Origin of the sequence: Lacisediminihabitans profunda (genome assembly GCF_008040105.1) — a bacterium.
In the GTDB taxonomy this organism is placed as follows: Bacteria; Actinomycetota; Actinomycetes; order Actinomycetales; family Microbacteriaceae; genus Lacisediminihabitans; species Lacisediminihabitans profunda.
Genome location: NZ_VRMG01000003.1, coordinates 117,506 through 143,340, shown reverse-complemented (window position 1 = coordinate 143,340; position 25,835 = coordinate 117,506). Strand labels below are relative to the sequence as shown.

The following is a 25,835-nucleotide window of genomic DNA, read 5'->3' as shown; positions in this document are numbered from 1 at the left end:
CGATCGGCTGGATTAGGCGAGCCTAACCTCGCTCATGGGCAGAACACAAAGCCACTCGGCCGGGCAGCGACGCCGGCCGGTCGTCAGGATCCCCGAGGGTCGGTATTCTCGACGACGTTCTCGGCGAACTCTCCCGCGAGCTGGGGCCGCATGGCGCTCGCGAGCAGCTGCGCGATTCTGAGGTAGGCCGGCGCGTCCCGAAAGCGAAGAGTGGGGGCGGGGTCGGCCTCGCGAAAGCGCACGAAGTCGGCGCGCGGCCACCGCGCGCACTCCTCCTCGGTCAGGGCGTTCAGCTCGACCGCGTGCCGGTCCGCGAGGGCTCCCAGCCGGCTGTCGAAGACCGGGATGCTGCGGATCGGTTGAATCCCGACGACGTAGGCCCGTGCCGAGGGCGATGCCGTGCTGAACAGCGCGGAGAGCATGGCGGAGAGGGAGCGCGCCCAGCGACGCAACGACACCAGGGTGAGGGCGTCATCCACGCCGACGAAGACGACGATCGCGTCGTAGCCTGACAGGTCCATCGCCGAGAGCCGTCGTGAGGCGATCGCGGCGGTCATCCATCCCTCGCTCACGAGATCGACCTCGATCGCCCGCCCGGATCGAGCGGACAACGTCCTCGCGAGCGCCCCGGGCAACGACAGGGTGTGGCTCGTCACCCCCCGGCCTACCGCCGGCCCGCTGCCGAAGACGAGAACGCGCAGCGGATCGCCTCCCGGGAGGCGCACCCTGGGGGAATCCGTGGGGACGGGATAGCTCTGCACCTCTCGAGCCTGGACGAGCACCCAGCCCCACATGAGCGGCATCAACGCTCTCCGGGCAATCCCCCGCATGCAACTCACTCATTCCGTGTCGCCCAGACCTGCCTGAGCCACAGAGAATCATACCGTCGGCGAGGGGGCGCCGAGGGACCGGGCAGGGGGGCGCTGGTGTGGCAGCAGAGCCGCCAGACCGGTCCACGGTCAGGTCGAACTTGACATTTCCGAGTTGTGACTGTTCAATCAGTTACATGCCACCTACCGCTCCCGCCACCGAGACGAAGTCGCGTTCGACCGCCGAGGCCCAGCGCTCGAAGATCGTCTCCCGCGCCGTGCGAGTGTTCGCTCACGCCGGCTATCACGCGACCCCGGTCGCGCAAGTCGCGGCGGCCGCCGGGGTCTCACCGGCCTACGTCTTCCGGCTGTTCCCGGGCAAGCTCGCGCTCTTCGTGTCCGCCGTCGAGCACTGCTACGAGCGCGTGCGCGTGGGGCTGATCGCCAGTGCGGACGGCACAGACGCCTCGACCCCCGAAGAGATCCTGGCGGCGATGTCTGACGCGTATGTGGACCTCATTAGAGATCGCGACCTCATCATGCTGCAGGTGCACGCCCAGAGCGCGTGTGACGTTCCCGAGATCCGAGCAGCCGTACAGCGCGGGCTCGCCGAGCTCGTGACGGCCGTGACGGATGCCTCGGGAGCCGACTCCGCGAGCGTGCAACGATTCGTCGCCTATGGCCAGCTCTGTCACCTGATCGTGCAGGCGGACCTCGCGTCGATCGACGAGACCTGGGCGCGTACGCTCAGCGACGGCATCCAGCACCCGGACGACGCGCCGACACCCAGCCGTCCCGGACCGACCAGGGACTGACCCGGCCGCGGTCTGGCCCGGCCTCGATCCCGCACGGAAGGGCTCACCCGTCCGCTGCCGTCAAAAGTGACTGTTCAGTCAGTCACAAAACTACTCACCCCAACGAAAGGCCCACAGATGACCGGCTCGACACCCACCACGATCACCGCCCTCGAAGTCATTCTGCCGGGGCTGGTGGAGCCAGACGGACTGCGCGTCGAGAGCCGCCGACTCCCGGACCCCGGAGCGGGAGAGCTGCTCGTCGCCGTGGAAGCGACAGGCATTTCCTTCGCCGAGCAGGCGATGCGGCGCGGTCGCTACTTCGGTCAGCCGGCGTTCCCCTTCGTGCCGGGCTACGACCTCGTCGGCACGGTGCTCGAGGTGGGTCCGGGCGGGGACCCGGCGCTGCCAGGCACTCGGGTGGCCACCATCACGAAGACCGGAGGCTGGGCCAGCCACGCGATCGTCCCCGCCCGCGACAGCGTGCCGGTGCCGCCCGGAATCGACCCGGCCGAGGCGGAGACCGTGGTGGTGAACGGACTCACCGTGTGGCAGATGCTGCACCGCACCGCGCGGGTGAAGGCCGGCCAGACGATCCTGCTGCACGGCGCCAATGGTGGGGTGGGCGGCATCCTGATCCAGCTCGCCCAGCTCGCCGGAGTGCGGGTCATCGGCAGCGCATCGCCCCGGCATCACGACGCCCTTCGCGCCGCGGGGGTCGAGCCGGTCGACTACAACGATCCGCGGATCGTCGAGCGGGTTCTCGAGCTTGCCCCGGGAGGAGTGGATGCGGCCTTCGACAACGTCGGTGGGGCCATGATGTACCGGTCGTACCGTACCCTCGCTCCCACCGGCGTGCTGGTCTGCTATGCCATCGCCTCCGAGCTCAAGAACGCTGGCGGCATGGTCATGCCGTTCGTGAAGGCGCTCGGCCAGATCGCCCTGTGGAACGCCCTGCCCAACCGGCGCACCGCCGCCTTCTACGACCTCTGGGCGGGGCATCGCCTTCGCCCTGCCCGCTTTCGCGCCCATCTGGTGGAGGACCTCGGGCGAGTCTTCCCGCTCCTCGGCGACGGAACCCTCACGGCCAACATCGCCGCGCGCTTCCCTCTCGCCCAGGCGAGCGCCGCGCTCACGCTCGCCGAGTCGCGCACGGTTCGAGGCAAGGTCATCCTCGTTCCCTGACCGGACACTCGACCGTCGCGACTAGGCCCCTCGGCCGCGCCGCCGGTAGGCGCTCGGGGTCACTCCCGCGAAGCGCCGGAAGCGCCCGGAGAAATACTGCGGATCGTCCCAGCCGACCTCCCGGGCGATTCCAGAGACCTGTCGGTTGGTGAGATCGAGCAGCTGCTTCGCCACCGTCATGCGCTCGCGTTCCACGTAGCGCTGGGGGCTGATCCCGAGCTGCTCGGAGAAGAGATGGCTGAGCCGCGATGGCGAGAGGTGCGCGATCTCGGCGAGGGTGTCGACGTCCAACGGCTCCGCGAGGTGGGAGCCCACGTGCTCGATCACGCGCAGAACACGTTCGTCGGTGCGACTGGCCAGCGGATTCTGGGTGTCGAGCCAGAGGAGGGCCTCCTCGAGGGCGTTGACCGCGAACAGCTCGGCGCGTGGGAGCGCGCCGAGCCGCATCCCCGCGGATCGCCGAAGCCCGGAGCCCACCCGCCGCCGCACCTCACCACCCGCGTGAATCAGGCCGGGGCCGCCCAGCCGCACCGGCCAGTCCAGCAGAGGCAGCCATTCCGCGCGCGGATGAAAGTGGGCGAAGTCGAACTCCCAGAGTTCGGCTCCGAGCGCGGTGCCGTAGTCGTGCGGCAGCCCGGGTCGCAGCAGCACGGCATCGCCGGCCTCGACGAGCAGCTCGCCGTCCGGCGCGCCGAAGCGCCCGCCGCCCGCGACCGTGTGGATCAGTAGGAAGTCATCCGTACCGCCGGTGCGCCAGGTGGCGTATTCCGGCCCCTCCGCGAAGTGGCCGCCGACCACCCGATCGAACACCGGTTGCGGAGACTCCGGGCGGGAGCGGTTCAGTGACATAGCTGAATCTTCCACTATTAGTGCAGGGAATTCGCTGGTCCTAAAGTGCGAGTTCCGGGAGGCTCGCTCGTATGTTGAATATCAATCCCGACACTGACGCTTCTCTCGCCACGGAGTTCGACCGGCTCGGGGTACTGCAGCTCCCCTCGCTCCTCGGCATCGACGAGGTGGCAGAGATCCGGGAGGCGTTCATGGACCAGGTCGCGCGAGACGTCTCCGTCGGCAATGACGACAACGTGCCGGACGACGACCCCCTGAAGCGGTTCCCGCGACTGGTGCATCCGCATCGCCGCACCGACCTCGAGGTGGGCAGGCTCGCCAGGCGATGGATGCTCGACCCCCGCATCATGAGCCTCGTCACCGAACTGATGGGGCCCGTGTTCGCCGCTCAGTCGATGTTCTACTTCAAGCCGCCGGCCGCACGGGGGCAAGCGCTGCACCAGGACAACATGTTTCTGCAGGCGCATCCCGAAACCTGCATCGCCGTCTGGATCGCCATCGACGATTGCGATAGAGAGAACGGCGGCCTCAAAGTCGTTCCGGGATCGCATCGTTACGAGATCATCTGCCCCCAGGAGGCGGACGCGACCGAATCGTTCACCCGCGATGAGATCCGACTCCCCGAGGGGATGACCGCAGAGCAGACCACGATGAGAGCGGGCGACGTGCTCTTCTTCCACGGAAGCATGGTGCACGGCTCCGGCCCGAACCGGTCGACGGGACGCTTCCGCCGCTCGCTGATCTTCCACTACGTGCCGCAGACGAGCACGGAGATCGCTCGCTTCTACACCCCGCTGCTCACCCCCGGCGGAGAGGAGGTCACTGTTACCGAGAGCCTCGACGGTGGCGCGTGCGGCGAGGGATGGCTGCCCGCCGGCGCTCACTGAGCCGGGCGCGCCTCAGCGGGGAGGATGCGCCGGGTGCAGGCGACCATGGCCGGCTGCGTCATCTCGTCCGCCTCCGGGAATTCCCGGTACTTGGCGAGGAACGCTCCGTCGATGGCGGCCTGGATCGGGTCGCCCGGGTCCACGTACTCCGTTCGCACGGCCACCCGAGGCTGCAGAAGGGCGGCGGCGGTGTCGCGTTCGGCCACCTCGCCGTCGCCGGTCGTGAAGAAGACGGGCCGGCCGGCGAGCACGCGTCGGTACCACAGGGCGGTCGGTCCCAGATAGGAGCGAACGTAGGGCTGCCCGTCGACGACGACCGCCCAGATCGGCGCCACCGCGGCGGTGCCATCGGCTCGCTCCGTCACGATGCCGACGATCGTCGTCGCTCCGAGGTGGCTCACCAGCTGGTCCCAGTCCATAGTGACCAACACTCTAGAACCAGACCGGTCGCTCCGCCACGCTGGCGCCTCGGAACATCCGCCCGCCTGGCGGGAGATCTGCGACCGTGACGAAGGCAGGCCCAGGGATGGTCACCGACTGCCGCCTACTCGCTGCTGACGACGTCGACCGAGATCTCAACCGCCGCAACCGTCCCCCGGTTCTCGAGCCAGTGGATGGTGTTTCGGTCCTCGGGCCAGCCCACGCCCGGCCCGTAGTCCGTGGCGATCCCGTCGCGGTGGTCGGTGATCGTTCCGCGCAGCACGTAGACGATCCCCGGTCTGCCCTTGTGGTCGTGAACGGGGCCGAAGACTCCTCCCGGCTCGATGGTCACCATTCGCATGCGAAGCCGGCGCCCTTCCAGACCCGGGATTTCGGGGCCCAGATCGACAGTGTCCAGCAGCTCTACCGCGACGCCCCGCGTCTCCGGCGCCGCCTCATCCTCACTCATCACGCTGTCCTCTCCACGAGGCCGGCCTGCCGCAGGCAACCGGATCTACCCGAGTCGGCCGATCCGATTCCCCTGCCGTGGCGGGCGTGGGTAGATTATCCCCCCGCGCGAGAGTGAACCCCCATCTCGAGACCCGGGCGGCCCATCGAACCCGTTGACGCATCGCGGCGCCGCGGAGCAGAGTTATCCCATTCCACCACAGGAGACGGACATGACCACGCGCATCTCTCCCCGGCAGTTCCATGCGTCCGACGGCGTCGAGGACTGGCGGGTGCTCTTCGACGGCGCGAAGACCTACTTCGTGACCGGCTCATTCGCCAAGGGGGTCGAGTTGATCGAGATCATCGGAAGGCTCGCCGACGCCGCGAACCATCATCCGGATGTCGACCTGCGTTACTCCGGCGTCGTCGTGAGCCTGTTCACTCACGACGTGGGCGACATCAGCGATCGCGACGTGGCGCTTGCGCAACGAATCTCCGCCGCCGCGCGTGAGATCGGCGTCGCGGCCGACCCCTCCAGGGTGCAGACCGTGCAGGTCTCGATCGACGCCCTCGTCATTCCGGCGGTGCTTCCGTTCTGGCGCGCGGTGCTCGGCTACGACACGTTCGGAGACGAGGACGTCGTTGATCCGCTCGGCCGCGGCCCCTGGGTCACATTCCAACAGATGGATGAGCCACGACCGCAACGTAATCGAATCCACATCGACGTCTCGGTTCCGCGAGACCAGGCCGAGGCGCGCATCGCCGCGGCACTGGCCGCCGGCGGCCACATTGTGACCGACGCCCACGCCCCCCACTGGTGGACACTCGCCGACTCGGAAGGAAACGAGGTCGACGTCGCGCCGTGGAGGGAGGACAGCGATTAGGTGCCGACCCGCCGCGTCAGTTGCTGGTCGACGCGCGCCGAGCGGCGCGGTCGCCCGCTCAGTACCAGTTCGACGACTGGGAGTGCGACCAGGCCGAGCACGGCGTGCCGTAACTGCGGCTGATGTAGCCGAGACCCCACGAGATCTGGGTGGTCGCGTTGGTCTTCCAATCGGCTCCGGCTGAGGCCATCTTGCTCCCGGGAAGCGCCTGCGGGATGCCGGCGGCGCCGCTGGGATTGTAGGCCGTGTAAGACCAGCCGGACTCCTTGCTCCAGAGCTTGGCGAGACAGGAGAACTGCGCGTCGCCCCAGCCATACTTCGAGGCCGCCATCGCCCGTGCTGTCGCTCGGGCGCCATCCGGCGTGTTGGCCGCGGCGGCTGCCTGGGCCGCGTCCGCCGCCGCCGCCGCACGATCGACTTCGGCCGCCGCCGCCTGGGCGGCGGCTTCCGCCGACTCGGTCTGGTCGATCAACGACACGACGGTGCCCGTGTCGAGGAGCTTGTAGTTCGCCAGCGAAATGACGGATTGGGTCAACTGGGTCGCATCGATCTTTCCGCGCACGTCGGTGATCACGAGGTTGGCCGCGCCGATGGTGGTTTCGGCCGCGTTGTCCATCCGGGCCGCCTGCGCCCGAGCGACCGTCGAGGTGGCGTGTGGTTGTTCGTTCTTGAGGCCACCGCGCACGGAGAGTTCGGCAGTCGCCTGGCTGTTCGAGCCATTTGCCATTGCCGATTGCACGAGGGTGCCGACTCCCATCAGTATTCCGATGAGGGCGACCGATGCGGCGACCGTCTGCCTGGTTCGCTTGCGCTTGTGTCTGGCGGAGATTTCTTTTCGAGTTGAGAGGGGTGAGTGTGTCTGCATTACGTCCAAAGGGCGGAACGGCCACAGGCATCATCACGCCTTGCCGCGCCTCGAGTTGTGGATGCGCGGGCCGGTGGGACCGCGCAGGCGAAGTTCCCAGTATGCAAAGTCACTCTGGGCGAAACACCGATTTTCCCTGTGCAGCCCATGTGAAGCCCGTCCCGCGCGCTGCCCGAGCGGCCATCCGTGCGCCGACACGAACTGGCGACGTGGGCACCGGGCCAGATCCTGGATATACCTACGCCGACCTGGCTGTTTCTTGGCCGGGCAAGACCGAGCCGGATATCACATCGAAGAGGTGATCGGCGCGGAGCGCGAGCGAGGGCTGGTCGTAGACCCACGCGAGCGCCGCGACCAGGGCGAACAGGTCGGTGCCGTCGATGTCCGTCCGCGCTACCCCCGCGGCCTGGGCGTGGTCGAGCAGCCGAGTGCCGGTGTCGTGCAGCGCCACGCACGAGGCATGGAGCGCGGACTCGCTGTCCTCGAGCGCGGCCATCAGCAGGCCCGTGACACCCCGGTATTCATGGGTGATCGCGACGGAGCCGCGCAGCCACGTAAGCAGCGCCTCCTTGGGCTCGCTCGACTCCTCGAGACCGGCCGCTTGAGCAGTCAGCCCGTCCACCTCAGTGCGGAGCAGCGCCTCGATCAGCGCTTCTCGCGTGGGGAAGTGACGGTAGAGGGTGCCGAGCCCGACGTCCGCCTTGCGCGCGACGTCGCGCAACGACGCGTCGGCGCCGTGTTCGGTGACGACGTCGCGCGCGACGGAGAGCAGGCGATCGTAGTTCTTCTTCGCGTCGGCTCGCATGTGTCTCCCGGATTGATGGGTGGGGCAGTGCTCTACATATTCGGTGCACCGATCCACTTAGGGTAGCCAGGCCGTCGTAGATGCGGAAACCGGGAACGTGCTGCGGTTATCTCGTTGCGGCGGCCAGTGCCCCGCGGATGCCGCTCTCGCCGGCCGGTCGGCCCTTCTTGTTTGAGTACGGGCCGTACGGGGCGCCCCATACCGGCGTGCCCGTCGCCTGCCGCCAGCTGTCGGCCAGCGGTCCGGCGTCCACGACGCTGAACCCGATAGAGTCGATGAATTCGGTCACCACTGCCTTAGCCGGCGCGGAGTCGCCGGAAATGGGCAGGTATGAGCGGTCGGCCGCCCCCGCCGGGCGGCCGAGCCACAGCAGGTGCTTGTAGAAGATGTTGTTGAACGCCTTCACGATCAAGGCACCTGGGACATAGTGCTGCAGCAGTTGGCTCGAGGTGAGCGACATGTCGTCGAGTGCCGGGATGTGCCCATCCCGCTCGGGGCCGTAGTTGCACGTGTCGATGACCGTCTTCCCGACTAGCGCCTCAGCCGGCAGGTCGGGAAAGGCGCTGACCGGCACCGTGATCACGATGATGTCACCGGCCGCCGCGGCTTCCACGCCCGTCGCCGCGGAGGCCTGCGGCCCCAGGTCAGCGACCACATCCGCGAGGGTTTCGGGACCGCGCGAGTTGCTGAGCACGACCTGGTGCCCGGCCGCGATGGCGAGCCGCGCAATGGTACTGCCGATCTGCCCACTTCCGATGAATGCCACCGTGGTCATATCTTCAGCGTGCCTTTCGACGAGGAGGGGAAATAGTGGCCGTTGTCCAAATCGGCAAGAAGGCCGGGCTGGGCGGGTTCCCAGCCCAGGGCCTGACGGGTGATGAGGTTGGAGGCGGGGTAGCTCTGCGTGACGATGTTCGCGATGAAGCCGAAGTACGCCGGCGTCATCAATTCGTCCGCGGGGATACTCACCACGGGCAGGCCCAGGCGGCCGCCGATGGCCTCGGCTATCTCGCGCAGCGGGATGCCCCCGTCCCCGACCGCGTGCCAGTTGCTGCCGGCCGGGCTTTCCTCCAGCGCCAGGCGGAACAGGGGCGCGATGTCGCGGATGTGCACGGCGTTCCACATGTTCGCACCGTCTCCGGGGTAGCCGGCGTAGCCGTTCTGTTTCGCGAGTGCAATGAGCATCGGAAGGAAGCCGGCACGATCGGTGGTGCCATGCGCGATATTGGCGATCCGCACGACCGACGACCGCACGCCCTGTTCGGCGAGGCCGATTACCGTGGTCTCCACCGCGTTGCGGACCCGGAGGGTGCCCCGGTGCTCGTCGCGGACGGGAAGGGGCGGATCCTCTTCGGTGGCCGGCCGGCCCAGTTGCCCGGGCGAACCGATGCTCCCCGCCACGACCAGCGGCTTTCCGGTTCCCGCCAGCGCCTCGCCGTACGCGAGCATGACCGGAATCTCCGCGGCGGACACGGCGTCCATCCCGCCAGACGGAAGCAGGTCCTGCCGGTGCGCGACGTGGATGACCCCGTCGGAGTCGGCGGCTGCCTCCTTGAGTCCGTCGAGGTCCCGGATGTCGCCGCGACGCACCTTCGCGCCGAGCGCGGACAGGGCCGCCGCCGCTGTGTCCGACCGGGCCAGGCCGGTCACCTCGTGCCCGGCCGCGATGAGGTCGGGGATGATGTGCGAACCGGAATGGCCGGTCCCGCCGGTGACTAAGACGCGCATGCTGCTGCTCCTTGCGAGTGATGCGGTGGATAAGAAGGGGCGCGGCTGCGCTCAGTTGAGAGTGTTGATGCCGAGGGCGATGTTGAAGCCCGCGCCGTTCTGGGCCAGGCCCATCAGCAGCGGTCCCACGCCTTCCAGCCAGCGGGCCATCTGCAGGCCGCCGACATCCAGCGGGCGAAGTCCGAGGCTCTCGATGAACGCCGACACATTCGCTTTGGAGCGCGCATCGTCTCCGGCGAACAACACGTCCACTGAGCCTTCCTGGGCGAGAATGTGTCCGAAGACGGTGTTGAACGCCTTCACGACGTGCGCGTTCGCCGGGGCCGCGTTGGCGATCTCCTGCGCACCGGACGTGCCTTCCGGGGTGACCACACCGGTGGCGTCGGCGTCGAAGGTGTTTGAGATGTCGATGATCACCTTTCCGGCTAGTGCGTCGCCGTACCGGGTCACGACCTCCACGGCGCTGGAGTACGGGACGGCGAGCACGACGATATCGCCGGCAGGGACACTGCCGAATGCGCCAGTCGCCGCCCCGCTGCCGAGAGCGGCAGCCAGGTCGTTCGCCTTGGCCGTGTCACGGCCGACGAGTTCGACGGTGTTGCCGCCGGCAATCGCGCGAGCGGCAATGGCGCTGGCCATGCCCCCCAGACCGATGAAGCTGATGCTGCTCATGGGTGTTCTCCTTACTATCGCTTGAACCGAACTCATGGTCGTCCGGCTAGGCTGACCTAACCGGAGCAGTGGTCCTATTATGCGGGACAGTGCTCCGTTTAGCAAATACTGCCCTCCTCGACCGCCGGGATGGCAAGCCGATGCCCGACTCGCTCGAGCGGGTGCTTGTGCTCAGGCGGCTCGCGGCAAGCGAGCGAGGGCGCGTCCGTGCCGGGTGGCCTGGCCTTCAGCGAATAGCTTCAGTTCGTCGGCCAGCTCGGTGAACTGGTCGAGGGCGGGGTTCACCCCGACGAGCGTAAACTCGCGGGTCACCACTTCGAGGTCGAGCCGCCAGACGTCCTCGAGGATGCGCCGCATCCAAGCGGTGGCGTGGTCCCAGCCCTCCCTGGGCGTGCCGGCGGAGTAGTTGCCGCCCTGCACCGTCACCAGCACGGCGGGCTTTCCGGCGGTCGTCGGGACCCCGCCGGGTCTCATGCGGGGGTCGGCCAGAACAAGGTCGACGTAAGACTTGAAGTGCTGCGAGACGCCGAAGTTGTAGAGCGGCACGGCAAACAGCAGCGCGTCGGCCGCAGCCAGTTCGTCGGTCAGCTCGCCGGCCAGGGCGGCTGCGGCCGACTGCGCGGGCGTCCGCTCGGGCTCGGGCGTCATCGAGGCGGCCACGGCGTCGGACCAGGCGGTGGCGGGCAGCGGTGCGACGCCGATGTGCCGCCGGGTGACTGCGGCGTCCGGGTGGGCGGCGTGCCACTCTGCCTCGACGATGTCGCCCAGGGCGCGGCTCGTGGAACCCTCGGTGCGGATACTGGCATCCAGGCGGAACAGTGACATGACACTCCTTGCGATCGTTCCCGGGTCGGCGACCCGGGGCTATAGTTACGATCGGTAACTCTGCACGTCGGGTCCCCGTTACCGCAAACGATCCCCCGTTACCCGGCAGTAACCGAAGGGGAGCGGATGACCCAGCAGACTCAGGTCGATGCGCTGCGGGCACGGCTCGTCCAGTCCATGCCCACCATGGCCCAGCTCTGCACGAGCGAGGACCCCGACATGTTCCGGTCACTTCTCTCCCGCATCGGGGACAAGTGGACGCTGCTGGTGATCGGAGTGCTCGGCGAGGAGCGGCGAAGGTTCACCGAACTCACCGAGATCATCCCGGGCATCTCCCGCAGGATGCTCACCGTCACCGTGCGCGCCCTCGAGCGGGACGGCCTCGTCTCGAGAACCGTCTACGCCGAGGTGCCGCCGCGAGTCGAGTACGAGCTCACCGCCCTCGGCCGATCGCTCCAGCTCGTGGCCCTAACCCTCGCCGACTGGGTGAGCGAGCACCAGCACACGATCGTCGGCAACCGGCGAAGCTTCGATAGCGACGCTCGAGAACCGTGACCAGGAGACTCACGACGCCTGAAAGCAGACTCCGACAGCCCCACTGTTCAAGCAAATTAAGGTAAGTAGCGGGAGCGGGACTTGAACCCGCGACACCACGATTATGAGCCGTGTGCTCTAACCACCTGAGCTACCCCGCCGGGACGCCTCCCGATGACGGGCTGCGAGAGCCCCCTGTGGGAATCGGACCCACTACCTCTTCCTTACCAAGGAAGTGCTCTACCAATGAGCTAAGGGGGCAAAACTGGCAGCCGAGTCACCCCGAAGCCGTTTTGGCACCGTTCGAGAATAGCACCCGCGAGGGTGCCGCCCGCACGCGGTCATTCGAGGGCGAGAACCGCTCCCGGGTCTGCGAAGTGCGGGAGGGCGATGCCGGGCAGGGCGAAGGCCCCGAAGGACGGGCCAGAGCCGCTCAGCGTCCATCCCTGCGGCGATAGCACCGCACCCACCTCCCCGAACAGGGTCACCGGGTTGCCCGCGAAGGCGTGGGGGTCGAGAGTGACCGAAAAGTCTCCCCGAGCCGCGACGACGAGCACGCTCTCCTCGGCAGCCTCGCGCACGAAGACGAGCACCTCCGTGCCGGCGTGGAGCCAGCGGATGCCGCCGGAGTTGAGAGCCGGGTGCCCGGTGCGCAGGTGGATGAGCCTCGAGTACAGGTCGATGGTCGACTCTGCCGCGTCCACGGAGTCCCACGGAATCGGGGTTCGCGAGTGTTCACCGTCCGAACCGGTGAGCCCGAACTCGTCCCCGGCGAAGACCACCGGGATGCCCGGGAGCGTCACGGCGAGCCCGAAGGCCACGGGCACCGTGCCGGGCCGGGCATGGGTGAGGAACCGCGGGGTGTCGTGGGTGTCGAGCGCGTTCATGTTGTGGAGGCGTACCCGCCACGGGAACGCCGCCGTGAACCGCACGTGGGCGGCATACACCTCCTCGCCGCTGTACGACGGGATGGTGCCGAGCGCCATCCCGATGCCGCCAGGAGCCGGCCTGCCGGGTTCGGAGAGCCAGCCCCACACCGGCCGGGTGAAATTGGCGTAGGTCATCGCCCCGTGCCAGGCGTCGCCCGGAAAGTCGCTCGCCGCATCGTTCGTGGACTCGCCGAGCAGAATGGTGTCCGGATTGGCCTCCAGCATCGTGCGGCGCGCGGTGCGACGCACAACCTCGTTGAGATCCTCATCGAGGTAGCGCCCCGTCATGTTGGACACGTCGATGCGCCAGCCGTCGAGGCTGTACGGGGGCTTCAGCCACTTCGCGACAACCGACCCCTCGCCGTCGATGAAGCGGCGGCGCAGCTCGTCGGAATTCCAGTTGAACTTGGGCAGGCTCGGCACGCCGAGCCACGACACGTAGCGCTCCTGGGCCTCGTCGAGCCAGTAGTAGAACTCGCTCTCCGGGGCGCCGGGGGTGCGGTGGGATGCGCGGAACCACTCGTGCGCGTCGCCGCTGTGGTTAGAGGTGAGGTCGCCGATCACTCGCAGCCCACGCTCGTGGGCGGCGGCGACGAGCGCCGCCAGGGCCTCGTCCCCGCCGAGAAGCGGGTCGACCCGGGCGAAGGACTGCGCGTCGTAGCGGTGATTCGACTGTGCCGGGAACACCGGGGTGAGATAGATGAGGTTCACGCCGAGGCGCACGAGGTGGTCGAGGTGCTCGGCGATTCCGGCGAGGTCTCCACCATAGAACTGGCGCGGGGTGTCCGGACCCACGTTGACGACCTCGTCCGACCACCCGGCTGGCACGGCCCACTCGGGTGGCTGGCGGGCATCCGCCGCCGCCGAGCGCGCGAACCGGTCGGGGAAGATCTGGTACATCACGGCGTTGGCCGCCCAGTCCGGCGCCGCCGGATAGGCGACGATGCGGAAGTCCTCGGAGTCGAGGGTTTCGATGCGGTGCAGCCCCGTCGCGTTGAGCCAGACATTGCTGCCGTCGGCCAGGCTCAGCAGGAATCGGTAGCCGTGCACCGGGTTCTCGACCTGGAGCTCCGCCTCCCACCACTCCCACCCGTCGACGTTCGCGACGGGCGTGGCCACCGCATACCGCGGCTCGCGGTCGGGGTTGGACCTCGTGTGCACGGCCAGCACCGGCCCGAAGGCCTCCGGCACCCGCACCCGCACCCGCACGGTGTCGCCGAGCGCCGGCGCCGGCGTGGAAACGTACAGCGGCGATCCGTCGTGATGGGGCGTCGGGGCGAAGTGGGACGACATTTCTCGAGGATAGTGCGGAGTGACGCGCCGCGTTTCCTACTTCACCGATCCGGCGGTCAGCCCGCCGACGATGTACTTCTGCAGCGCGAGGAACACCGCCATCACCGGGATCGCCGCGAGCACTGCCCCGGCCGCGAAGATGCTCCAGTTGTTGGAGAAGGCCTGGGAGACGAACGAGTAGAGGCCAACGGCGAGAGTCTGCGTATTGGGGTCGGTGAGCACGATGCTCGCGATCACGTACTCGCCGGTCGTGGCGATGAAGGAGAGCAGACCGACCACCGCGAGGATGGGCGCGACCAGCCGCAGGATGATGGTGAAGAAGATCTGCACGTGGCTGGCGCCATCCAGTTTCGCCGCCTCGTCGATCGACACGGGCACGGTGCTGAAGAAGCCGTACATCAGGTAGGTGTTGACGCCCAAGGCGCCACCGAGGTAGACGAGGATCAGGCCGAGTTGGCTACCGAGGCCGAGGATGGGGAACACGTCGGAGATGGCGGAGAGCAGCAGGAAGATCGCCACCACGGCGAGGTACTGCGGGAACATCTGAATCAGCATGAGGGAGAGCAGCCCGGCGCGACGCCCCCGGAAACGCATTCTCGAGAAGGCATATGCCGCCAGCGCCCCCAGGAACACCGTGCAGACGGAGGTGACCGTGCCGATCAGGATGGTGTTGAGAAACCAGAGGGCGAACGGCTGGTCGGGGTTGGTGAACAGCTTCACGTAGTTCTGCAGGTCGATCCTGGTGAAGAGCGCGTTCGAACCGACCAGCGAGCCGCCGGGGTTGAAGGAGGCGCTCAGCACGTAGAGCAGCGGGAACACGGCGAAGATCACCATGACCACGGCCACGAGGTGCCGCCAGCCCGTGGCGCGGAACCAACGGCCGAAGGTGACGGGGCGCTTGACGCGGTACGCGGCGGCCGGGGACGGCGTCACGAGTTCCGGTGCGGTGATGCTGGGGTCGATGACAACCATCTCAGTTGATCTCCTCGAGTGCCTTGGTGCGTCTGAACGCGATGATCGAGACCACCGCGACGAGCAGGAAGATCAGGATCGACAGCGCGCTCGCGAGCCCGTAGTCGCGCGCACCACCCTGACCGAACGCCACCTTGTAGACCATGGTGATCAGCAGGTCGGTCGATCCGATGTCGAATGTCGTATCCGTGAAGCGGGGCCAGCCTCTCGTGAGCATGTAGATCACGTTGAAGTTGTTGAAGTTGAACGCGAACGACGCGATGAGCAGGGGGGCTACGGACACCAGCAGCAGCGGCAGTTTGATCGACCGGAATACCCGCCACGGGCTCGCCCCGTCCACCCGGGCCGCCTCGTCGAGTTCCTCCGGCAGGGACTGCAGGGCGCCCGTGCAGACCAGGAACATGTAGGGGTAGCCCAGCCAGAGATTGACCAGGATCACGCTGAACCGCGCGAGCCAGGGATCGGTCAGCCACGGGATGTCCGCCCCGCCGAAGATCACCTGGTTGACGAATCCGAATTGGGGGTTCAGCAGCCCGGCCCACACCAGCCCGGAGAGGAAGGCCGGGAACGCGTACGGAAGGATCACCAGCACCCGGTAGAACTTCTTGCCCCTGAGGGTCGGATGGTTGAGCACGATCGCGAGGAAGAGGCCGAGCGCGAAGGTGGCCAGCACCGACAGGATCGCGAAGGCGAAGGTCCAGACGATCACCCTCCAGAGCGGGCCGCTGATCTGTTCGTTGGTGAAGGCCTTCACGAAGTTCGCGATGCCCACGTCGACCTTCCAGCCGGGGCTGAGCGTCTTCGAGCCGTCGGCGGTGGCGAAGGAGCCCTTGCCGGAGTTCACGTAGACCACCCCGTCGGCGTCCGTGAAGGTGTCTGCCTTCGCGTCGTAGCTGAGGTTGGAGCGGTAGACGTAGGCCGCGTTGGCGTCGTCGGTTCGCAGCGCCCCGGCGCTCGGATTGTCCGAGAGCGGCACCCGCACCGCGGTGATGGCGGCCTGGTTGGCGAGGATCTGGGACAGGGTGAGGGTCGTGTAGCCGTCGAGCCCCACCGCCTTGCCGGTCGAGTCGTGCTTCGCGTCGGGTGCCGGTGTGAGCGGCTGGTCGGCCGAGCCGACCTTGACCACACCCTTCGGGTCGGTCACGAGGAAGGAGTACGTGCCTCCGCTCTCGAGCACGCTGAGCTTGTAGGCGGGCGAATCGGCAACTCGCTTTTCGGCGACCTGGATGATGCTGTTGACGGCATCTTCCTTGGTGCTGTTGTGGCCGTCGCTGTAGTTCGTGAACGCGATGTAGCCGCTGAAGAGCACCACGAAAACCTGGAACACCACGAGGAAGATCACGCCGGGAGTGAGGTACTTGGCCGGCAGCCTCTTCCCCCTGCCGAGGTAGATCCAGTTGATCAGGCCGGTGATGAGCACCGTGACCACCACGGCCGCCCACTGGTGCAGGCCGACGAGGATGAAGACCGCGTAGACCGCGAGCGCGTCGAGGATTCCGAGCAGGGCGATCTTCACGAGCAGGGCCGCCATCTCGCTCCTCGGGCGATCCGGCCCCGGGGCGCGTGACGTGCGGCGCGTCTTCGGCTCGAGCATCGCTGCCCTGCCCTTTCCCTCTGCGGCCATGGTGTGGGGTGCTCCTCGGTGCTGCGATAGCCGGCCGCGCGAGTGCTGCGGGACCGGCGAGCCGATGCGGCTCGTGAGACGGGGGTTCGTGTGACGGGGGTGCCTGTGAATCGAGGCGCGCCGCGACCGGCTGCGCTGGGCGCCTGGGCCCCGGTGTCGCGATTGTGCCCGTTCGACCGGGCACAATCGCGACGAGGGGGAACTGTCGCGATGACTCGCGTCTAGCCCTTGATCTTCGCTGCGACGTTCGTGGCCGCGGTGGTCCACACCGTTGCCGGGTCGCCGTCACCCTTGGTGAGCTGCAGTTCGGCCGCTCCCCAGTCCGCCCAGACCGATGCCATCTCGGGGATGGCCGGCATGGGAACGCCGTCGAGGCCGATGCTGCCGAACGACTTGACGTCGGCATCCGTCTTCGAGACCGCTTCGTAGGCGCTCGTGAGAGCCGGCGGACGCCCGCCCACCTTGTAGAGCTCCTCCTGCACGGCGTTCGAGCCGAGGTAGTCGACCAGGAACTTGGTCGCCGCGATCTTGTTCTTGCTCTTGGAGCTGATGAAGAAGGCGTTCACCCCGAGGAACGGCTTGGCGGTCTGGCCGCCGGCCGAGGGAAGCGCGTCGATCGCATACTTGATTCCGGCCTCCTTGATGGCCGGCACGTTCCACGGTCCGGTCAGGTAGTACGCCGACTCGCCCTTCTTGAACGCGTCGATCGCGATGTCGCCCGTGATGTTCGGGTTGAGGATGCCGGCGGCACCCCACTGCTTCACGGCCGTGGCGAACTTGAGGCCGGCCGCGTCGCCGAGCGTGAGCTTGGACGCGTCATACGTGCCATCGGCGTTCTGGGCGAAGACCGACGACCCGAACGAGGTCTGGAACGGGTACATGTGGTACGGGTCGCCCTGCTTCGGGTCGAGCCCGAGCAGGAACGGGTATTTCACCGTGGACGCGTTGGCGGCCATAGCCGCCTTGCCGTTGGCGATGACCTCGTCGAAGGTCTTCGCAGCGGTGGGAGCGAGCGCGGTGTTGCGCAGCAGGGCCACGTTCTCGATCGAATACGGCAGGCCGTAGACGGTCCCGTCGTAGGTGACCGCCTGAATGGCGACCTTGGCGAAGTCCCCGGCCTTGTCGCCGAGTTCGAGCGGGGCGACGACACCGTTCTTGACGTAGGCGCCGAGCTTGTCGTGCGGGCTGACGATCATGTCCGGACCCTTGCCGGTGGGGACCTGGCTGATGAAGTCCTGGTCGACGGTGGCGAAGTCCTTCACGACGAGCTTCACCGTGACGCCGGTGTCCTTCTTGAACTGCGCCGCGACGGCCTTGAGGGCCGGGGCCCGCTGGGTGTCGACCCACAGGGTCAGTGTGCTCGCGCCGCTCTTGGAGAGATCGCTCCCCGTGGTCGAGGAGGACGAGCAGCCCGCGAGCGTCGTGGCTGCGAGAGCCGCGATCGTCAGCGTGGCGATACCCAGCCAGGATCGTTTGGTCACCTTCATTGGTGTGCCTTTCTTCTGTGAGAGTGGGAAATGAACCCCTCCGCGCAGTGGCGAGAGGGCGTTCTCCCGGAGGCTTTGTGCAAGCGTTTACATGTATAGCAAGCCGACGGGGCATTCGCAACAGGACGGCCGCATCGATGCACGACCGTAAACAATGCCCTCCTGCGGTGGGCGCGAGGTCAGAATCGGAAGATTTCCCACGAAGTCCGGGGTTTTTCGAATCCTCCTCGACATCGCTGCAAACGCTTTCACAGCCGACGCCGTCGTCGGACGATTGCCTGCCTGCCGCGGAGATCGGCTGCAACCGCTTACATAGCTGCCGCCCGGATGCCCTAGGGTTTTCGCATGACTATGGGCAACGAATGGTGGCGTTCCGCCGTCATCTACCAGATCTACCCGCGCTCCTTTGCCGACGGGCAGGGGGATGACGGCGTCGGCGATCTCATCGGCATCGCCGAGCGCCTGCCCGCCCTCGTCGACCTCGGGGTCGACGCGATCTGGTTGTCGCCCTTCTTCACGTCGCCCCAGAAGGACGGCGGCTACGACGTCGCGGACTACTGCGACGTCGACCCCCTCTTCGGCACCATCGCGGACTTCGAGGCGATGGAACGCCGCGCCCACGAGCTCGGTCTCAAGGTGATCGTGGACCTCGTACCCAACCACACCTCCGACCAGCACATCTGGTTCGTCGAGGCTCTGGCCGCCGAGGAGGGCAGCCCCGAACGCGACCGCTACCTCTTCCGCGAGGGCAAGGGCGAGCACGGCGAGTTGCCGCCGAACAACTGGGAATCCGTCTTCGGCGGGCCGGCCTGGACCAGGCTCACCCGTGCCGACGGCACTCCCGGCCAGTGGTACCTGCACATCTTCGACACCTCCCAGCCCGATCTCAACTGGGAGAACCCGTGGGTTCGCGACCAGTTCCGCGACATCCTTCGCTTCTGGCTCGACCGAGGAGTGGATGGCTTCCGGGTGGATGTCGCCCACGGCCTGATCAAGGAGTCCGGCCTCCCCGACTACACGGCCCCGGAATCCGGTGGCAGCATGGGCGGCGGCGCGGTGGGTCTCGAACCGGAGATTCTCGCCCACGCGGACTACGACCCGCCCACGCCGCCCTACTGGGCGCAGGACCGGGTGCACGAGATCTACCGGGACTGGCACACCGTGCTCGAGGAGTACGAGGGCGACCGCGTGCTCTGCGCCGAGGCCTGGGTGGAGCCGCTCGCCAAGCTCGCCCGCTGGGTGCGGCCGGACGAGATGCACCAGGCCTTCAACTTCTCCTACCTCGAGACGCCGTGGAGCGGTCCGACCATGCGTCGCGTGATCGACGCCTCACTCGAGGCGTTCACCGGGGTGGGGGCGCCGAGCACGTGGGTGCTCTCCAACCACGACGTGGTACGCCACGCCTCCCGCCTGGCACTCACGGCCCCCAACCCCCAGGGCCATGGCATCGGCCCCAAGTCGCCGGGCCAGCCCGTGCGCGCGCTCGGGCTCACCCGCGCGCGCGCGGCCACCGCCCTCATGCTCGCGCTGCCGGGCAGCGCGTACATCTACCAGGGCGAGGAGCTCGGCCTGCCCGAGGTCATCGACCTGCCGGACTCCGCGCGCCAGGACCCCACCTGGTTCCGCACCAACCACGAGCGCTACGGGCGAGACGGATGCCGCGTGCCGATCCCCTGGGAGGCGGACAGCCCGTCGTACGGCTTCAGCACGGTCGGCGCGAGCTGGCTGCCGCAGCCGGCCGACTGGGGCCCGTATGCACGTGATGCGCAGAGCGGCGTGCCCGGTTCCACCCTCGAGCTCTACCGCACCGCCCTCGCGGTGCGTGCCGAACACGACCTCGGTCTCGGCGAACTCGAGTGGCTGCCGGGCTACCCCGAGACGGTCGTCGCGTTCCGCAACGGCGACATCGTCGTGATCGCGAACACCGGAGGCGCCGAGCCCACCCTGCCGGAGGGTGTCGTCGTGCTCGCCTCCGAGCCGTTCATCGGCCGCACGGTTCCGAACGACACGGCAGTCTGGCTGCGGGTCTAGACGGCAGCGCAGGCGTCGCGGCCGTCGAGTCCGCCATCATGACCCCGTGTGTGCACGTTTGTCGTGATCGGGGCCTCTCGCCCCGGCACAGTCACGACGTCGGGGCACATTCGCAGGGATGGCGCCGGGTACGCGCGTGGCCGCCGGGTACGCGCATGGCCGCCGGGCCGCACCCGCGTGGGATCTCCCGTCGCGCCTCAGTTCGCGTTGGCCTTGAGCCACGCGAACGGGTCGACGGGCGTGCCGTCGAGATGGATCTCGAGGTGCAGGTGGGCGCCCGTGGAGGCGCCCGTGCTTCCCACCTGCCCCACCTGTTGTGCCACCTTGACCGCCTGGCCGAGGGTGACCCGCACCGACCCGGTGAGCATGTGGGCGTAGACGCTCTGCACCTTCTTGCCGTTGATCACGTGGTCGATGATCACGTGGTTTCCGAGACCGCCGCGATCCTCCTGCACAAGGCTCACCACGCCATCCGCGATCGCCTGGATCGGAGCTCCGGCGCCCGGCGTGAAGTCGAGTCCCTCATGGAAGGTCGAGCAGTACCCGCAGTTGGCGACGAGCCGGTCGCCAAAGCCGCTCGCGATCGGCACCGCCACGGCGAAGGGCCACTGGACGGTGCCGTTCGGGTCGTTCGTGTAGGAGAACGACTTGGTCACGGCCATGACCTTGACCTTCTGCGCGAGGGACACCACGCTGTAGGCGTCCCGAGCGGGCGCGGTCACCACGACCTCGTTCTTCGCCTCGAACACCTGCGCGGGCGCCGACTTCGCCGTGAGGCTCGCCTCGACCGGCCCGCGGTAGAACGCGTTCGCCGGAAGGGATGTCGCCACCAGCAGCGCCGCGGCACCCAGCATCGCGCCGATGCTCAGAAGCCGGGGCAGAAGCCGTCGCGTCGGCCGTGCGGCCGCGGTCGCCCTGGCCGGCAGTGCGACCGCGCGTTGGGGCTCCCGCCCCGCCGACTCTCGCTCGCGCAGTTCCCGTCGGGACTGCGGCAGCGGCTCGGACACGTCGTGGACTCCTCAGGGGCGGCTCGGCGGCGAGTGAGTCTGCGTCAGCCGTGATCGTCGTGAATTCGACGATCGCCGCCAAAATCTGGCAGCGCTCACATTCGGCAAGGCTATCCAACCGAGAGCCGAATGACCAGTACCCCGTTGGGGCGCCAGTCACCTCTGGGTCAGTTGGCGTTCGCCTTGAGCCAGGCGAAGGGGTCGACCGGGGTGCCGTCGAGGTGGATCTCGAGGTGCAGGTGAGCGCCGGTCGATTCGCCGGTGCTCCCGACCTTGCCGATCACCTGGGTGACCTTCACGACGTCGCCGACGGCCACCACCACCGAGCCGCTCTGCATGTGCGCGTAGAGACTCTGCACCTTCTGGCCGTTGATCACGTGGTCGATGATCACATGATTTCCGTACGCTCCGGAGGAACTGACGAGGCTCACCACGCCGTCGGCGATGGCGCCGATCGGCACGCCGGAGCCGGGCGTGAAGTCGACTCCCTCGTGGAAGCTCGAGCATCCGCCACAGGGCGCGACCCGCGGTCCGAAACCGCTCGAGATCGGCACGGCCACCGGGAATGGCCACTGGATGGTGCCATTCGGGTCGTTCGTGTAGTCGAAGCTCCCGTGGGTGTACGACACGCGGATCTTCTGCGCGAGCGACACGACGGTGTAGGCGTCCCTGGTCGGCGCCTGGACGAGCACCTTCTTGTCGACGGCGAGGGTCTGCGTGTGCGCCGGCGCCTGGGAGACGGCGTCCAGGGCGTCGGCGGCGCTGCCCTGCAGCGCCATCGCGGGGAGCGAGGTGGCCACGAGGAGGGCTCCGGCGCCGAGCATCGCTCCGAGGCTCACGAGCCTCTTCAGCAGCCGCCCCTTTGGCCGACGCGACGTGCGTGGTGCGGTGGATGCGGCGACCTGGCGCGCCACCCGGGACGGCTGCCGCTTGGGCTGGGCCTGCCGGGAGTCGCTCGTCGGAACGTTCGTGGGTGCGGCCTTCGTGGGCGCAGTCGCCGCGGCTCGACCGGTCGGCCGGGCCGCCCGCTCGCGTAGCTCACGACGGGTGGGGAACGGCGAATCGCCGGAGCCTGGAGTGATTCCGCTCATCGGTCACCACATTCCAGCACACGCTGAGCGAGGTCGCCCGGCAGTGAGACGGCGCGTGTGGCGAGCAGTGACAACGGGGCTTTCCTCCATGGGTGGATCCGCGTTGAATCACACGCAACCAGCAAAAAGTATCTGTGCGGTCTAATCGGACCGCTTTATAACGAATTCATAAAGGGTAAGTCATCCACCCCTCATCAGACAACTCTGAGCAATCCTCCGAGGGCTAGGCGCCGAGTCGGATGAGGGCATCCTCGAGCCTGGCCGCGAGCGCGGGTTCCCCCGCCAGCACGAATTCCCGGGACGCCGCAGCCCCGCGAAGGCCGCCCACCCGCGCGCCGGCCTCCCGGGCGATGAGGGCGCCCGCGGCGTGATCCCACGGGCTCAGCTGGCGCTCGTAGTAGGCATTGAGCCGGCCGCAGGCGACCGCGCAGAGATCGAGCGAGGCGGTGCCCATCCGGCGGATGTCGCGCACCTGGTCGATGAGGCCCACCAGCACGGCCGCCTGCTCGGCCCGGATCGCGGCGAGGTAGGCGAAACCCGTGCCCACGAGGGCCTGGGACAGTTCCACGGGCGGCGCGACGGCGATCGGCCGGTCGCCGAGGCGGGCGCCCCCTCCGTCGGTCGCGCTGAACACTTCGCCGGTGGCCGGGTTGACGACCACGCCGGCCAGGGCCCGCCAGGTCGCCGGATCCGGCTCGCCCTCGACGACGGCGATGCTGACCGCGTAGTGCGGAATGCCGTAGAGGTAGTTCACGGTGCCGTCGATCGGGTCGACGATCCAGGTGAGCCCGCTCGAACCCGAACCGGCTCCGCTCTCCTCGCCGAAGAATCCATCGTCCCCTCGTGCGTCGGACAGCCGGGCTCGGATCAGCGCCTCCGTCTCGCGGTCCGCGAGCGTCACCACGTCTTCGAGCGATGACTTGCTGGCGGCCACCTGCACGCCCTCGGATCGACGCCGTCTGGCCAGCTCGCCGGCCTCGATCGCAATGTCCCTGGCCACGGCGAGGAGGACCTCGTTCGTCGATTCGACGGTCATGGTCGCCCTTCGATGTTGGTGCCGAAACGGCAAACGGCCCGGTCGTCAGACGCGGGCCGTTTACCTGTGGTGCTGCTGTGGCAAGTGCGAGATTCGAACTCACGAAGTCTAAGACGGCTGATTTACAGTCAGATCCCTTTGGCCACTTGGGTAACTTGCCATGTGCGACCCGCGAATCACGGAGATTCGATTCGATCGCGCGTTAACAAGGATACAGGCTAGCGCGCCGCAGGAAAATCACCTGCTGCGCGGCCAACCACTAGAATTCTGGCTGTTGCGCGCGTACAAGCAGAGGAGCTTCGATGGCCGGCATCCAGGAGGTCGCCGAGCTCGCCGGAGTCTCGACCGCGACGGTGTCGCGCGCTCTGAGCGGCAACGGCCACGTGTCACTGTCCACTCGGGAGCGGGTCGCCAAGGCCGCCGAGGCACTGGGCTACGTCGTGAGCTCGAACGCCTCGAGCCTCGCCACGGGACGCACCCGCAACGTCGGCGTCGTGATCCCGTTCCTCAACAAGTGGTTCTACAGCTCGGTGATCGAGGGCGCGGAGAGCGCGCTGCTCGCCAACGGCTACGACCTGACCCTCTACAACCTCGGCGGAGGTGGCGACGAGCGGCGAAGCGTCTTCGAGCATTTCCTGCTGCGCAAGAGAGTGGATGCGGTGATCGCGATCTCGCTCGAGCTCACCCCTGCCGAGCTCACCGGCCTGCTCAACATCAACAAGCCCATCGTGGGCGTCGGCGGACCACTCGCCGGGGTGCGCACCCTGAGCATCGACGACGTCTCGGTCGCGCGACTCGCCACCGAGCATCTTCTGTCGCTCGGGCACACCTCGATCGGCCACATCGGCGGCAATGAGCAGTCCGAGCGAGACTTCCACCTGCCCACCAACCGGCGGGTGGGCTACGAGGCCGCGCTGCAGGCCGCGGGGATCTCCCCGGATCCCGAGCTCTTCCAGCCGGCCGACTTCACCATCCGCGGCGGCTACGCGGCCGGCAAGCAGCTCTTGGGCATCCCCCGCAAGAGACCGAGCGCGGTCTTTGCCGCCTCGGACGAGATGGCGATCGGCACGATCCTCGCCGCGCGCGACCTCGGCCTGCGGGTACCGGACGACGTCTCGGTGATCGGTATCGACGACCACGAACTGAGCGACTTCTTCGGCCTCACGACGATCGCGCAGTTTCCGCAACTGCAGGGCAGAAAGGCGGTGGAGATCCTCATGGAGCAGCTGCACCCGAGCCGCCGCACCCAGGGCACGCTCAACACCGCGCTTCCCTACGAACTCATCGTGCGGTCGAGCACCGCCATGCGGGCCCGCACGTCTTGATACGCACGGCCGGGTTCACCCGGCCGATTCACCCGGCCGGCGCGGCCTTGGCGGCGACGGTGGCGTAGGACGCGGCGTAGCGTGCCACGTCTGCCACGTACTGGTCCGACCCGTTGTACGCGCGCACCCCGGCGCGCCAACCCTCCTCGGCGCCCATCGCCGGGCTCGCCCGGCACAGGTAGTGCGCCGCCGCCATCGTGGCGTCGTCGATATTCTGCGGGTCCTCGCGCCCGTCGCCGTTGGCATCGGTGTGCCAGTTGCGCCACGAGCCGGGGATCAGCTGCATCGGTCCGACCGCGCGATCGATCGTCGCATCCCCGTCGATCGCTCCCTTGTCGGTGTCGGGAACCTTCGCGAACGACCCTCCGTCGAGTGGCACGCCGTAGATGGACGGGCTGGCGAGTCCGCTCGCGTCGATCGATCCCCCGAAGATCGTGCCGTGGCGCGACTCCACCTCGCCGATGGCGGCGAGGGTGTTCCAGCCGATGTCGCAGCCCGGGTTGGCCCCGCTCATCTGGATGGCGACCCCGGCGTAGGACTCGAGCGCCCTCGCCGGGATGCCGGATGCCGCGGAGACCCTCGTGATCCAGTCCGCCGCCGGCAGCGTGGCGACGCCGACCGCCGCCGGCGAGGCGGAGCGGGCGACGGGAGCCGGCGCGGCCCAGCGCGGCGGCCGGCCGGCCGGCGCCGCGACGTCGGCGCGCGGCTGCGGCGCCCCGAGGATCACGATGCCGGCGATCACCGCGACGCCGACCACGACGGCGCCGACCGCGAGCAGCACCGACCACAGAATTCGCATTGTGCTCCCATCATGCCGGGCGGCGCCCGTTAAACTGCTGCCATGGCTGATCCAACGTTTGACATCGTGAGCAAGGTCGACAAGATGGAGGCCGACAACGCCCTCCACCAGGCGCAGAAGGAGATCGCGCAGCGGTACGACTTCAAGAACGTGGGCGCCGAGGTCGACTGGAGCGGCGAGAAGCTCCTACTCAAGGCGTCGTCGGAGGATCGAGTGAAGGCCGTGCTCGAGGTACTCGAGGCGAAGTTCATCAAGCGCGGCATCAGCCTCCGCAGCCTCGACGCCGGCGACCCGTACCCCTCGGGCAAGGAGTACCGCATCGAGGTCTCGCTCAAGAACGGCATCTCGTCCGAGGACGCCAAGAAGGTGTCCAAGCTCATCCGCGACGAAGGGCCCAAGAGCGTCAAGGCCCAGATCCAGGGCGACGAGCTGCGCGTCACCTCGAAGAGCCGCGACGACCTCCAGACGACGATGGCCATGCTCAAGGGCGCCGACCTCGACATCGACCTGCAATTCGTCAACTTCCGCTGAGCC

General features: G+C 68.0%; 26 protein-coding genes and 3 tRNA genes. 8 read left to right on the top strand and 21 right to left on the bottom strand.

What is annotated here, in order from left to right; genetic code table 11:
- Window positions 1-83 precede the first annotated feature (83 nt).
- Window positions 84-803, bottom strand: coding sequence for an SGNH/GDSL hydrolase family protein (locus FVP33_RS01955; RefSeq protein WP_147781944.1), 720 nt, complete (start codon window positions 801-803; stop codon window positions 84-86).
- Between the two features lie 203 nt (window positions 804-1,006).
- On the opposite strand from FVP33_RS01955, the gene FVP33_RS01950 reads away from it, so the two are divergent.
- Both FVP33_RS01950 and FVP33_RS01945 read left to right on the top strand, forming a co-directional pair.
- Window positions 1,007-1,624, top strand: a complete 618-nt coding sequence (locus FVP33_RS01950) for a TetR/AcrR family transcriptional regulator (RefSeq protein WP_147781943.1) — start codon at window positions 1,007-1,009, stop codon at window positions 1,622-1,624.
- A 117-nt stretch (window positions 1,625-1,741) separates the two neighbouring features.
- Window positions 1,742-2,788 (top strand): medium chain dehydrogenase/reductase family protein, encoded by a 1,047-nt coding sequence (locus FVP33_RS01945; RefSeq protein ID WP_147781942.1) that lies wholly within the window; start codon window positions 1,742-1,744, stop codon window positions 2,786-2,788.
- 21 nt (window positions 2,789-2,809) lie between these two features.
- Here the strand turns inward: FVP33_RS01945 and FVP33_RS01940 are convergent, their stop codons facing one another.
- Entirely contained in the window at window positions 2,810-3,637 is an 828-nt protein-coding gene (locus FVP33_RS01940; RefSeq protein ID WP_147781941.1) for a helix-turn-helix domain-containing protein, read from the bottom strand.
- A 71-nt stretch (window positions 3,638-3,708) separates the two neighbouring features.
- On the opposite strand from FVP33_RS01940, the gene FVP33_RS01935 reads away from it, so the two are divergent.
- A complete protein-coding gene (locus tag FVP33_RS01935) occupies window positions 3,709-4,524 on the top strand; it encodes a phytanoyl-CoA dioxygenase family protein (RefSeq protein ID WP_147781940.1) in 816 nt (271 codons plus the stop codon).
- Here FVP33_RS01935 and FVP33_RS01930 read toward each other — a convergent pair.
- Window positions 4,518-4,943, bottom strand: coding sequence for a DUF2255 family protein (locus FVP33_RS01930; protein WP_147781939.1), 426 nt, complete (start codon window positions 4,941-4,943; stop codon window positions 4,518-4,520). The two genes, FVP33_RS01935 and FVP33_RS01930, sit on opposite strands and share 7 nt — an antisense overlap.
- A gap of 125 nt (window positions 4,944-5,068) precedes the next feature.
- Window positions 5,069-5,413 (bottom strand): cupin domain-containing protein, encoded by a 345-nt coding sequence (locus tag FVP33_RS01925; RefSeq protein WP_147781938.1) that lies wholly within the window; start codon window positions 5,411-5,413, stop codon window positions 5,069-5,071.
- Between the two features lie 211 nt (window positions 5,414-5,624).
- On the opposite strand from FVP33_RS01925, the gene FVP33_RS01920 reads away from it, so the two are divergent.
- On the top strand, window positions 5,625-6,278 hold the full coding sequence (locus FVP33_RS01920; protein ID WP_147781937.1) for a VOC family protein: 654 nt from the start codon (window positions 5,625-5,627) through the stop codon (window positions 6,276-6,278).
- A gap of 58 nt (window positions 6,279-6,336) precedes the next feature.
- Here the strand turns inward: FVP33_RS01920 and FVP33_RS19915 are convergent, their stop codons facing one another.
- The 6 genes from FVP33_RS19915 to FVP33_RS01890 form a co-directional block, all read right to left on the bottom strand.
- Window positions 6,337-7,035, bottom strand: coding sequence for an aggregation-promoting factor C-terminal-like domain-containing protein (locus FVP33_RS19915; RefSeq protein ID WP_246142127.1), 699 nt, complete (start codon window positions 7,033-7,035; stop codon window positions 6,337-6,339).
- 346 nt (window positions 7,036-7,381) lie between these two features.
- A complete protein-coding gene (locus FVP33_RS01910) occupies window positions 7,382-7,948 on the bottom strand; it encodes a TetR/AcrR family transcriptional regulator (protein ID WP_147781936.1) in 567 nt (188 codons plus the stop codon).
- Window positions 7,949-8,054: 106 nt separating this feature from the next.
- Window positions 8,055-8,723, bottom strand: a complete 669-nt coding sequence (locus FVP33_RS01905) for an NADPH-dependent F420 reductase (protein ID WP_187270541.1) — start codon at window positions 8,721-8,723, stop codon at window positions 8,055-8,057.
- Window positions 8,720-9,676, bottom strand: coding sequence for an SDR family oxidoreductase (locus tag FVP33_RS01900; RefSeq protein ID WP_147781935.1), 957 nt, complete (start codon window positions 9,674-9,676; stop codon window positions 8,720-8,722). Before FVP33_RS01900 ends, FVP33_RS01905 begins: the two co-directional genes overlap by 4 nt.
- A 51-nt stretch (window positions 9,677-9,727) precedes the next feature.
- Window positions 9,728-10,348, bottom strand: coding sequence for an NADPH-dependent F420 reductase (locus tag FVP33_RS01895; RefSeq protein WP_147781934.1), 621 nt, complete (start codon window positions 10,346-10,348; stop codon window positions 9,728-9,730).
- Between the two features lie 171 nt (window positions 10,349-10,519).
- Window positions 10,520-11,173 (bottom strand): NAD(P)H-dependent oxidoreductase, encoded by a 654-nt coding sequence (locus FVP33_RS01890; protein WP_147781933.1) that lies wholly within the window; start codon window positions 11,171-11,173, stop codon window positions 10,520-10,522.
- A 126-nt stretch (window positions 11,174-11,299) separates the two neighbouring features.
- On the opposite strand from FVP33_RS01890, the gene FVP33_RS01885 reads away from it, so the two are divergent.
- Window positions 11,300-11,728, top strand: coding sequence for a winged helix-turn-helix transcriptional regulator (locus tag FVP33_RS01885; protein ID WP_342779833.1), 429 nt, complete (start codon window positions 11,300-11,302; stop codon window positions 11,726-11,728).
- A 66-nt stretch (window positions 11,729-11,794) separates the two neighbouring features.
- On the opposite strand, the gene FVP33_RS01880 is transcribed toward FVP33_RS01885, so the two are convergent.
- From FVP33_RS01880 to FVP33_RS01855, 6 genes are all read right to left on the bottom strand, one after another.
- Window positions 11,795-11,868: transfer RNA gene (locus FVP33_RS01880), tRNA-Met, on the bottom strand.
- A 28-nt stretch (window positions 11,869-11,896) separates the two neighbouring features.
- A tRNA-Thr gene (locus FVP33_RS01875) sits at window positions 11,897-11,968 on the bottom strand.
- Between the two features lie 80 nt (window positions 11,969-12,048).
- Entirely contained in the window at window positions 12,049-13,929 is a 1,881-nt protein-coding gene (locus tag FVP33_RS01870; RefSeq protein WP_147781932.1) for a glycoside hydrolase family 13 protein, read from the bottom strand.
- Between the two features lie 36 nt (window positions 13,930-13,965).
- Window positions 13,966-14,901, bottom strand: coding sequence for a sugar ABC transporter permease (locus FVP33_RS01865; protein WP_147781931.1), 936 nt, complete (start codon window positions 14,899-14,901; stop codon window positions 13,966-13,968).
- A 1-nt stretch (window position 14,902) separates the two neighbouring features.
- Complete coding sequence (locus FVP33_RS01860) at window positions 14,903-16,525, bottom strand: ABC transporter permease subunit (protein ID WP_147781930.1); 1,623 nt, start codon at window positions 16,523-16,525, stop codon at window positions 14,903-14,905.
- Between the two features lie 221 nt (window positions 16,526-16,746).
- On the bottom strand, window positions 16,747-18,012 hold the full coding sequence (locus FVP33_RS01855; protein ID WP_147781929.1) for a sugar ABC transporter substrate-binding protein: 1,266 nt from the start codon (window positions 18,010-18,012) through the stop codon (window positions 16,747-16,749).
- Between the two features lie 345 nt (window positions 18,013-18,357).
- Here FVP33_RS01855 and FVP33_RS01850 point away from each other — a divergent pair, with 345 nt between their 5' ends.
- On the top strand, window positions 18,358-20,043 hold the full coding sequence (locus FVP33_RS01850; RefSeq protein WP_147781928.1) for a glycoside hydrolase family 13 protein: 1,686 nt from the start codon (window positions 18,358-18,360) through the stop codon (window positions 20,041-20,043).
- A gap of 197 nt (window positions 20,044-20,240) precedes the next feature.
- Here FVP33_RS01850 and FVP33_RS01845 read toward each other — a convergent pair whose 3' ends face one another.
- The 4 genes from FVP33_RS01845 to FVP33_RS01830 all read right to left on the bottom strand — a co-directional run bounded on the left by FVP33_RS01845 (window position 20,241) and on the right by FVP33_RS01830 (window position 23,337).
- Window positions 20,241-21,050, bottom strand: coding sequence for a M23 family metallopeptidase (locus tag FVP33_RS01845; protein ID WP_147781927.1), 810 nt, complete (start codon window positions 21,048-21,050; stop codon window positions 20,241-20,243).
- Between the two features lie 167 nt (window positions 21,051-21,217).
- Window positions 21,218-22,141 (bottom strand): M23 family metallopeptidase, encoded by a 924-nt coding sequence (locus FVP33_RS01840; RefSeq protein WP_147781926.1) that lies wholly within the window; start codon window positions 22,139-22,141, stop codon window positions 21,218-21,220.
- A gap of 223 nt (window positions 22,142-22,364) precedes the next feature.
- On the bottom strand, window positions 22,365-23,177 hold the full coding sequence (locus FVP33_RS01835; protein WP_147781925.1) for an inositol monophosphatase family protein: 813 nt from the start codon (window positions 23,175-23,177) through the stop codon (window positions 22,365-22,367).
- 78 nt (window positions 23,178-23,255) lie between these two features.
- Window positions 23,256-23,337 (bottom strand) — tRNA-Tyr (locus tag FVP33_RS01830).
- A 142-nt stretch (window positions 23,338-23,479) separates the two neighbouring features.
- Here FVP33_RS01830 and FVP33_RS01825 point away from each other — a divergent pair.
- Window positions 23,480-24,502, top strand: coding sequence for a LacI family DNA-binding transcriptional regulator (locus tag FVP33_RS01825; protein ID WP_147781924.1), 1,023 nt, complete (start codon window positions 23,480-23,482; stop codon window positions 24,500-24,502).
- Between the two features lie 28 nt (window positions 24,503-24,530).
- Here FVP33_RS01825 and FVP33_RS01820 read toward each other — a convergent pair whose 3' ends face one another.
- On the bottom strand, window positions 24,531-25,301 hold the full coding sequence (locus tag FVP33_RS01820; RefSeq protein WP_147781923.1) for a lytic murein transglycosylase: 771 nt from the start codon (window positions 25,299-25,301) through the stop codon (window positions 24,531-24,533).
- 42 nt (window positions 25,302-25,343) lie between these two features.
- On the opposite strand from FVP33_RS01820, the gene FVP33_RS01815 reads away from it, so the two are divergent.
- Window positions 25,344-25,832, top strand: coding sequence for a YajQ family cyclic di-GMP-binding protein (locus tag FVP33_RS01815; protein WP_147781922.1), 489 nt, complete (start codon window positions 25,344-25,346; stop codon window positions 25,830-25,832).
- Window positions 25,833-25,835 lie beyond the last annotated feature (3 nt).

Excerpts from the sequence above, each read along its gene's own strand:
- FVP33_RS01870 (WP_147781932.1), bottom strand. The coding sequence starts at position 13,929 with ATGTCGTCCCACTTCGCCCCGACGCCCCATCACGACGGATCGCCGCTG.
- FVP33_RS01900 (WP_147781935.1), bottom strand. The coding sequence starts at position 9,676 with ATGCGCGTCTTAGTCACCGGCGGGACCGGCCATTCCGGTTCGCACATC.
- FVP33_RS01850 (WP_147781928.1), top strand. The coding sequence starts at position 18,358 with ATGACTATGGGCAACGAATGGTGGCGTTCCGCCGTCATCTACCAGATC.
- FVP33_RS01945 (WP_147781942.1), top strand. The coding sequence starts at position 1,742 with ATGACCGGCTCGACACCCACCACGATCACCGCCCTCGAAGTCATTCTG.
- FVP33_RS01865 (WP_147781931.1), bottom strand. The coding sequence starts at position 14,901 with ATGGTTGTCATCGACCCCAGCATCACCGCACCGGAACTCGTGACGCCG.
- FVP33_RS01860 (WP_147781930.1), bottom strand. The coding sequence starts at position 16,525 with ATGGCCGCAGAGGGAAAGGGCAGGGCAGCGATGCTCGAGCCGAAGACG.
- FVP33_RS01930 (WP_147781939.1), bottom strand. The coding sequence starts at position 4,943 with ATGGACTGGGACCAGCTGGTGAGCCACCTCGGAGCGACGACGATCGTC.
- FVP33_RS01955 (WP_147781944.1), bottom strand. The coding sequence starts at position 803 with ATGCCGCTCATGTGGGGCTGGGTGCTCGTCCAGGCTCGAGAGGTGCAG.
- FVP33_RS01950 (WP_147781943.1), top strand. The coding sequence starts at position 1,007 with ATGCCACCTACCGCTCCCGCCACCGAGACGAAGTCGCGTTCGACCGCC.
- FVP33_RS01820 (WP_147781923.1), bottom strand. The coding sequence starts at position 25,301 with ATGCGAATTCTGTGGTCGGTGCTGCTCGCGGTCGGCGCCGTCGTGGTC.
- FVP33_RS01920 (WP_147781937.1), top strand. The coding sequence starts at position 5,625 with ATGACCACGCGCATCTCTCCCCGGCAGTTCCATGCGTCCGACGGCGTC.
- FVP33_RS01825 (WP_147781924.1), top strand. The coding sequence starts at position 23,480 with ATGGCCGGCATCCAGGAGGTCGCCGAGCTCGCCGGAGTCTCGACCGCG.
- FVP33_RS01910 (WP_147781936.1), bottom strand. The coding sequence starts at position 7,948 with ATGCGAGCCGACGCGAAGAAGAACTACGATCGCCTGCTCTCCGTCGCG.
- FVP33_RS01925 (WP_147781938.1), bottom strand. The coding sequence starts at position 5,413 with ATGAGTGAGGATGAGGCGGCGCCGGAGACGCGGGGCGTCGCGGTAGAG.
- FVP33_RS01815 (WP_147781922.1), top strand. The coding sequence starts at position 25,344 with ATGGCTGATCCAACGTTTGACATCGTGAGCAAGGTCGACAAGATGGAG.
- FVP33_RS01895 (WP_147781934.1), bottom strand. The coding sequence starts at position 10,348 with ATGAGCAGCATCAGCTTCATCGGTCTGGGGGGCATGGCCAGCGCCATT.
- FVP33_RS01885 (WP_342779833.1), top strand. The coding sequence starts at position 11,300 with ATGACCCAGCAGACTCAGGTCGATGCGCTGCGGGCACGGCTCGTCCAG.
- FVP33_RS19915 (WP_246142127.1), bottom strand. The coding sequence starts at position 7,035 with ATGGGAGTCGGCACCCTCGTGCAATCGGCAATGGCAAATGGCTCGAAC.
- FVP33_RS01905 (WP_187270541.1), bottom strand. The coding sequence starts at position 8,723 with ATGACCACGGTGGCATTCATCGGAAGTGGGCAGATCGGCAGTACCATT.
- FVP33_RS01935 (WP_147781940.1), top strand. The coding sequence starts at position 3,709 with ATGTTGAATATCAATCCCGACACTGACGCTTCTCTCGCCACGGAGTTC.
- FVP33_RS01940 (WP_147781941.1), bottom strand. The coding sequence starts at position 3,637 with ATGTCACTGAACCGCTCCCGCCCGGAGTCTCCGCAACCGGTGTTCGAT.
- FVP33_RS01890 (WP_147781933.1), bottom strand. The coding sequence starts at position 11,173 with ATGTCACTGTTCCGCCTGGATGCCAGTATCCGCACCGAGGGTTCCACG.
- FVP33_RS01855 (WP_147781929.1), bottom strand. The coding sequence starts at position 18,012 with ATGAAGGTGACCAAACGATCCTGGCTGGGTATCGCCACGCTGACGATC.
- FVP33_RS01840 (WP_147781926.1), bottom strand. The coding sequence starts at position 22,141 with ATGAGCGGAATCACTCCAGGCTCCGGCGATTCGCCGTTCCCCACCCGT.
- FVP33_RS01835 (WP_147781925.1), bottom strand. The coding sequence starts at position 23,177 with ATGACCGTCGAATCGACGAACGAGGTCCTCCTCGCCGTGGCCAGGGAC.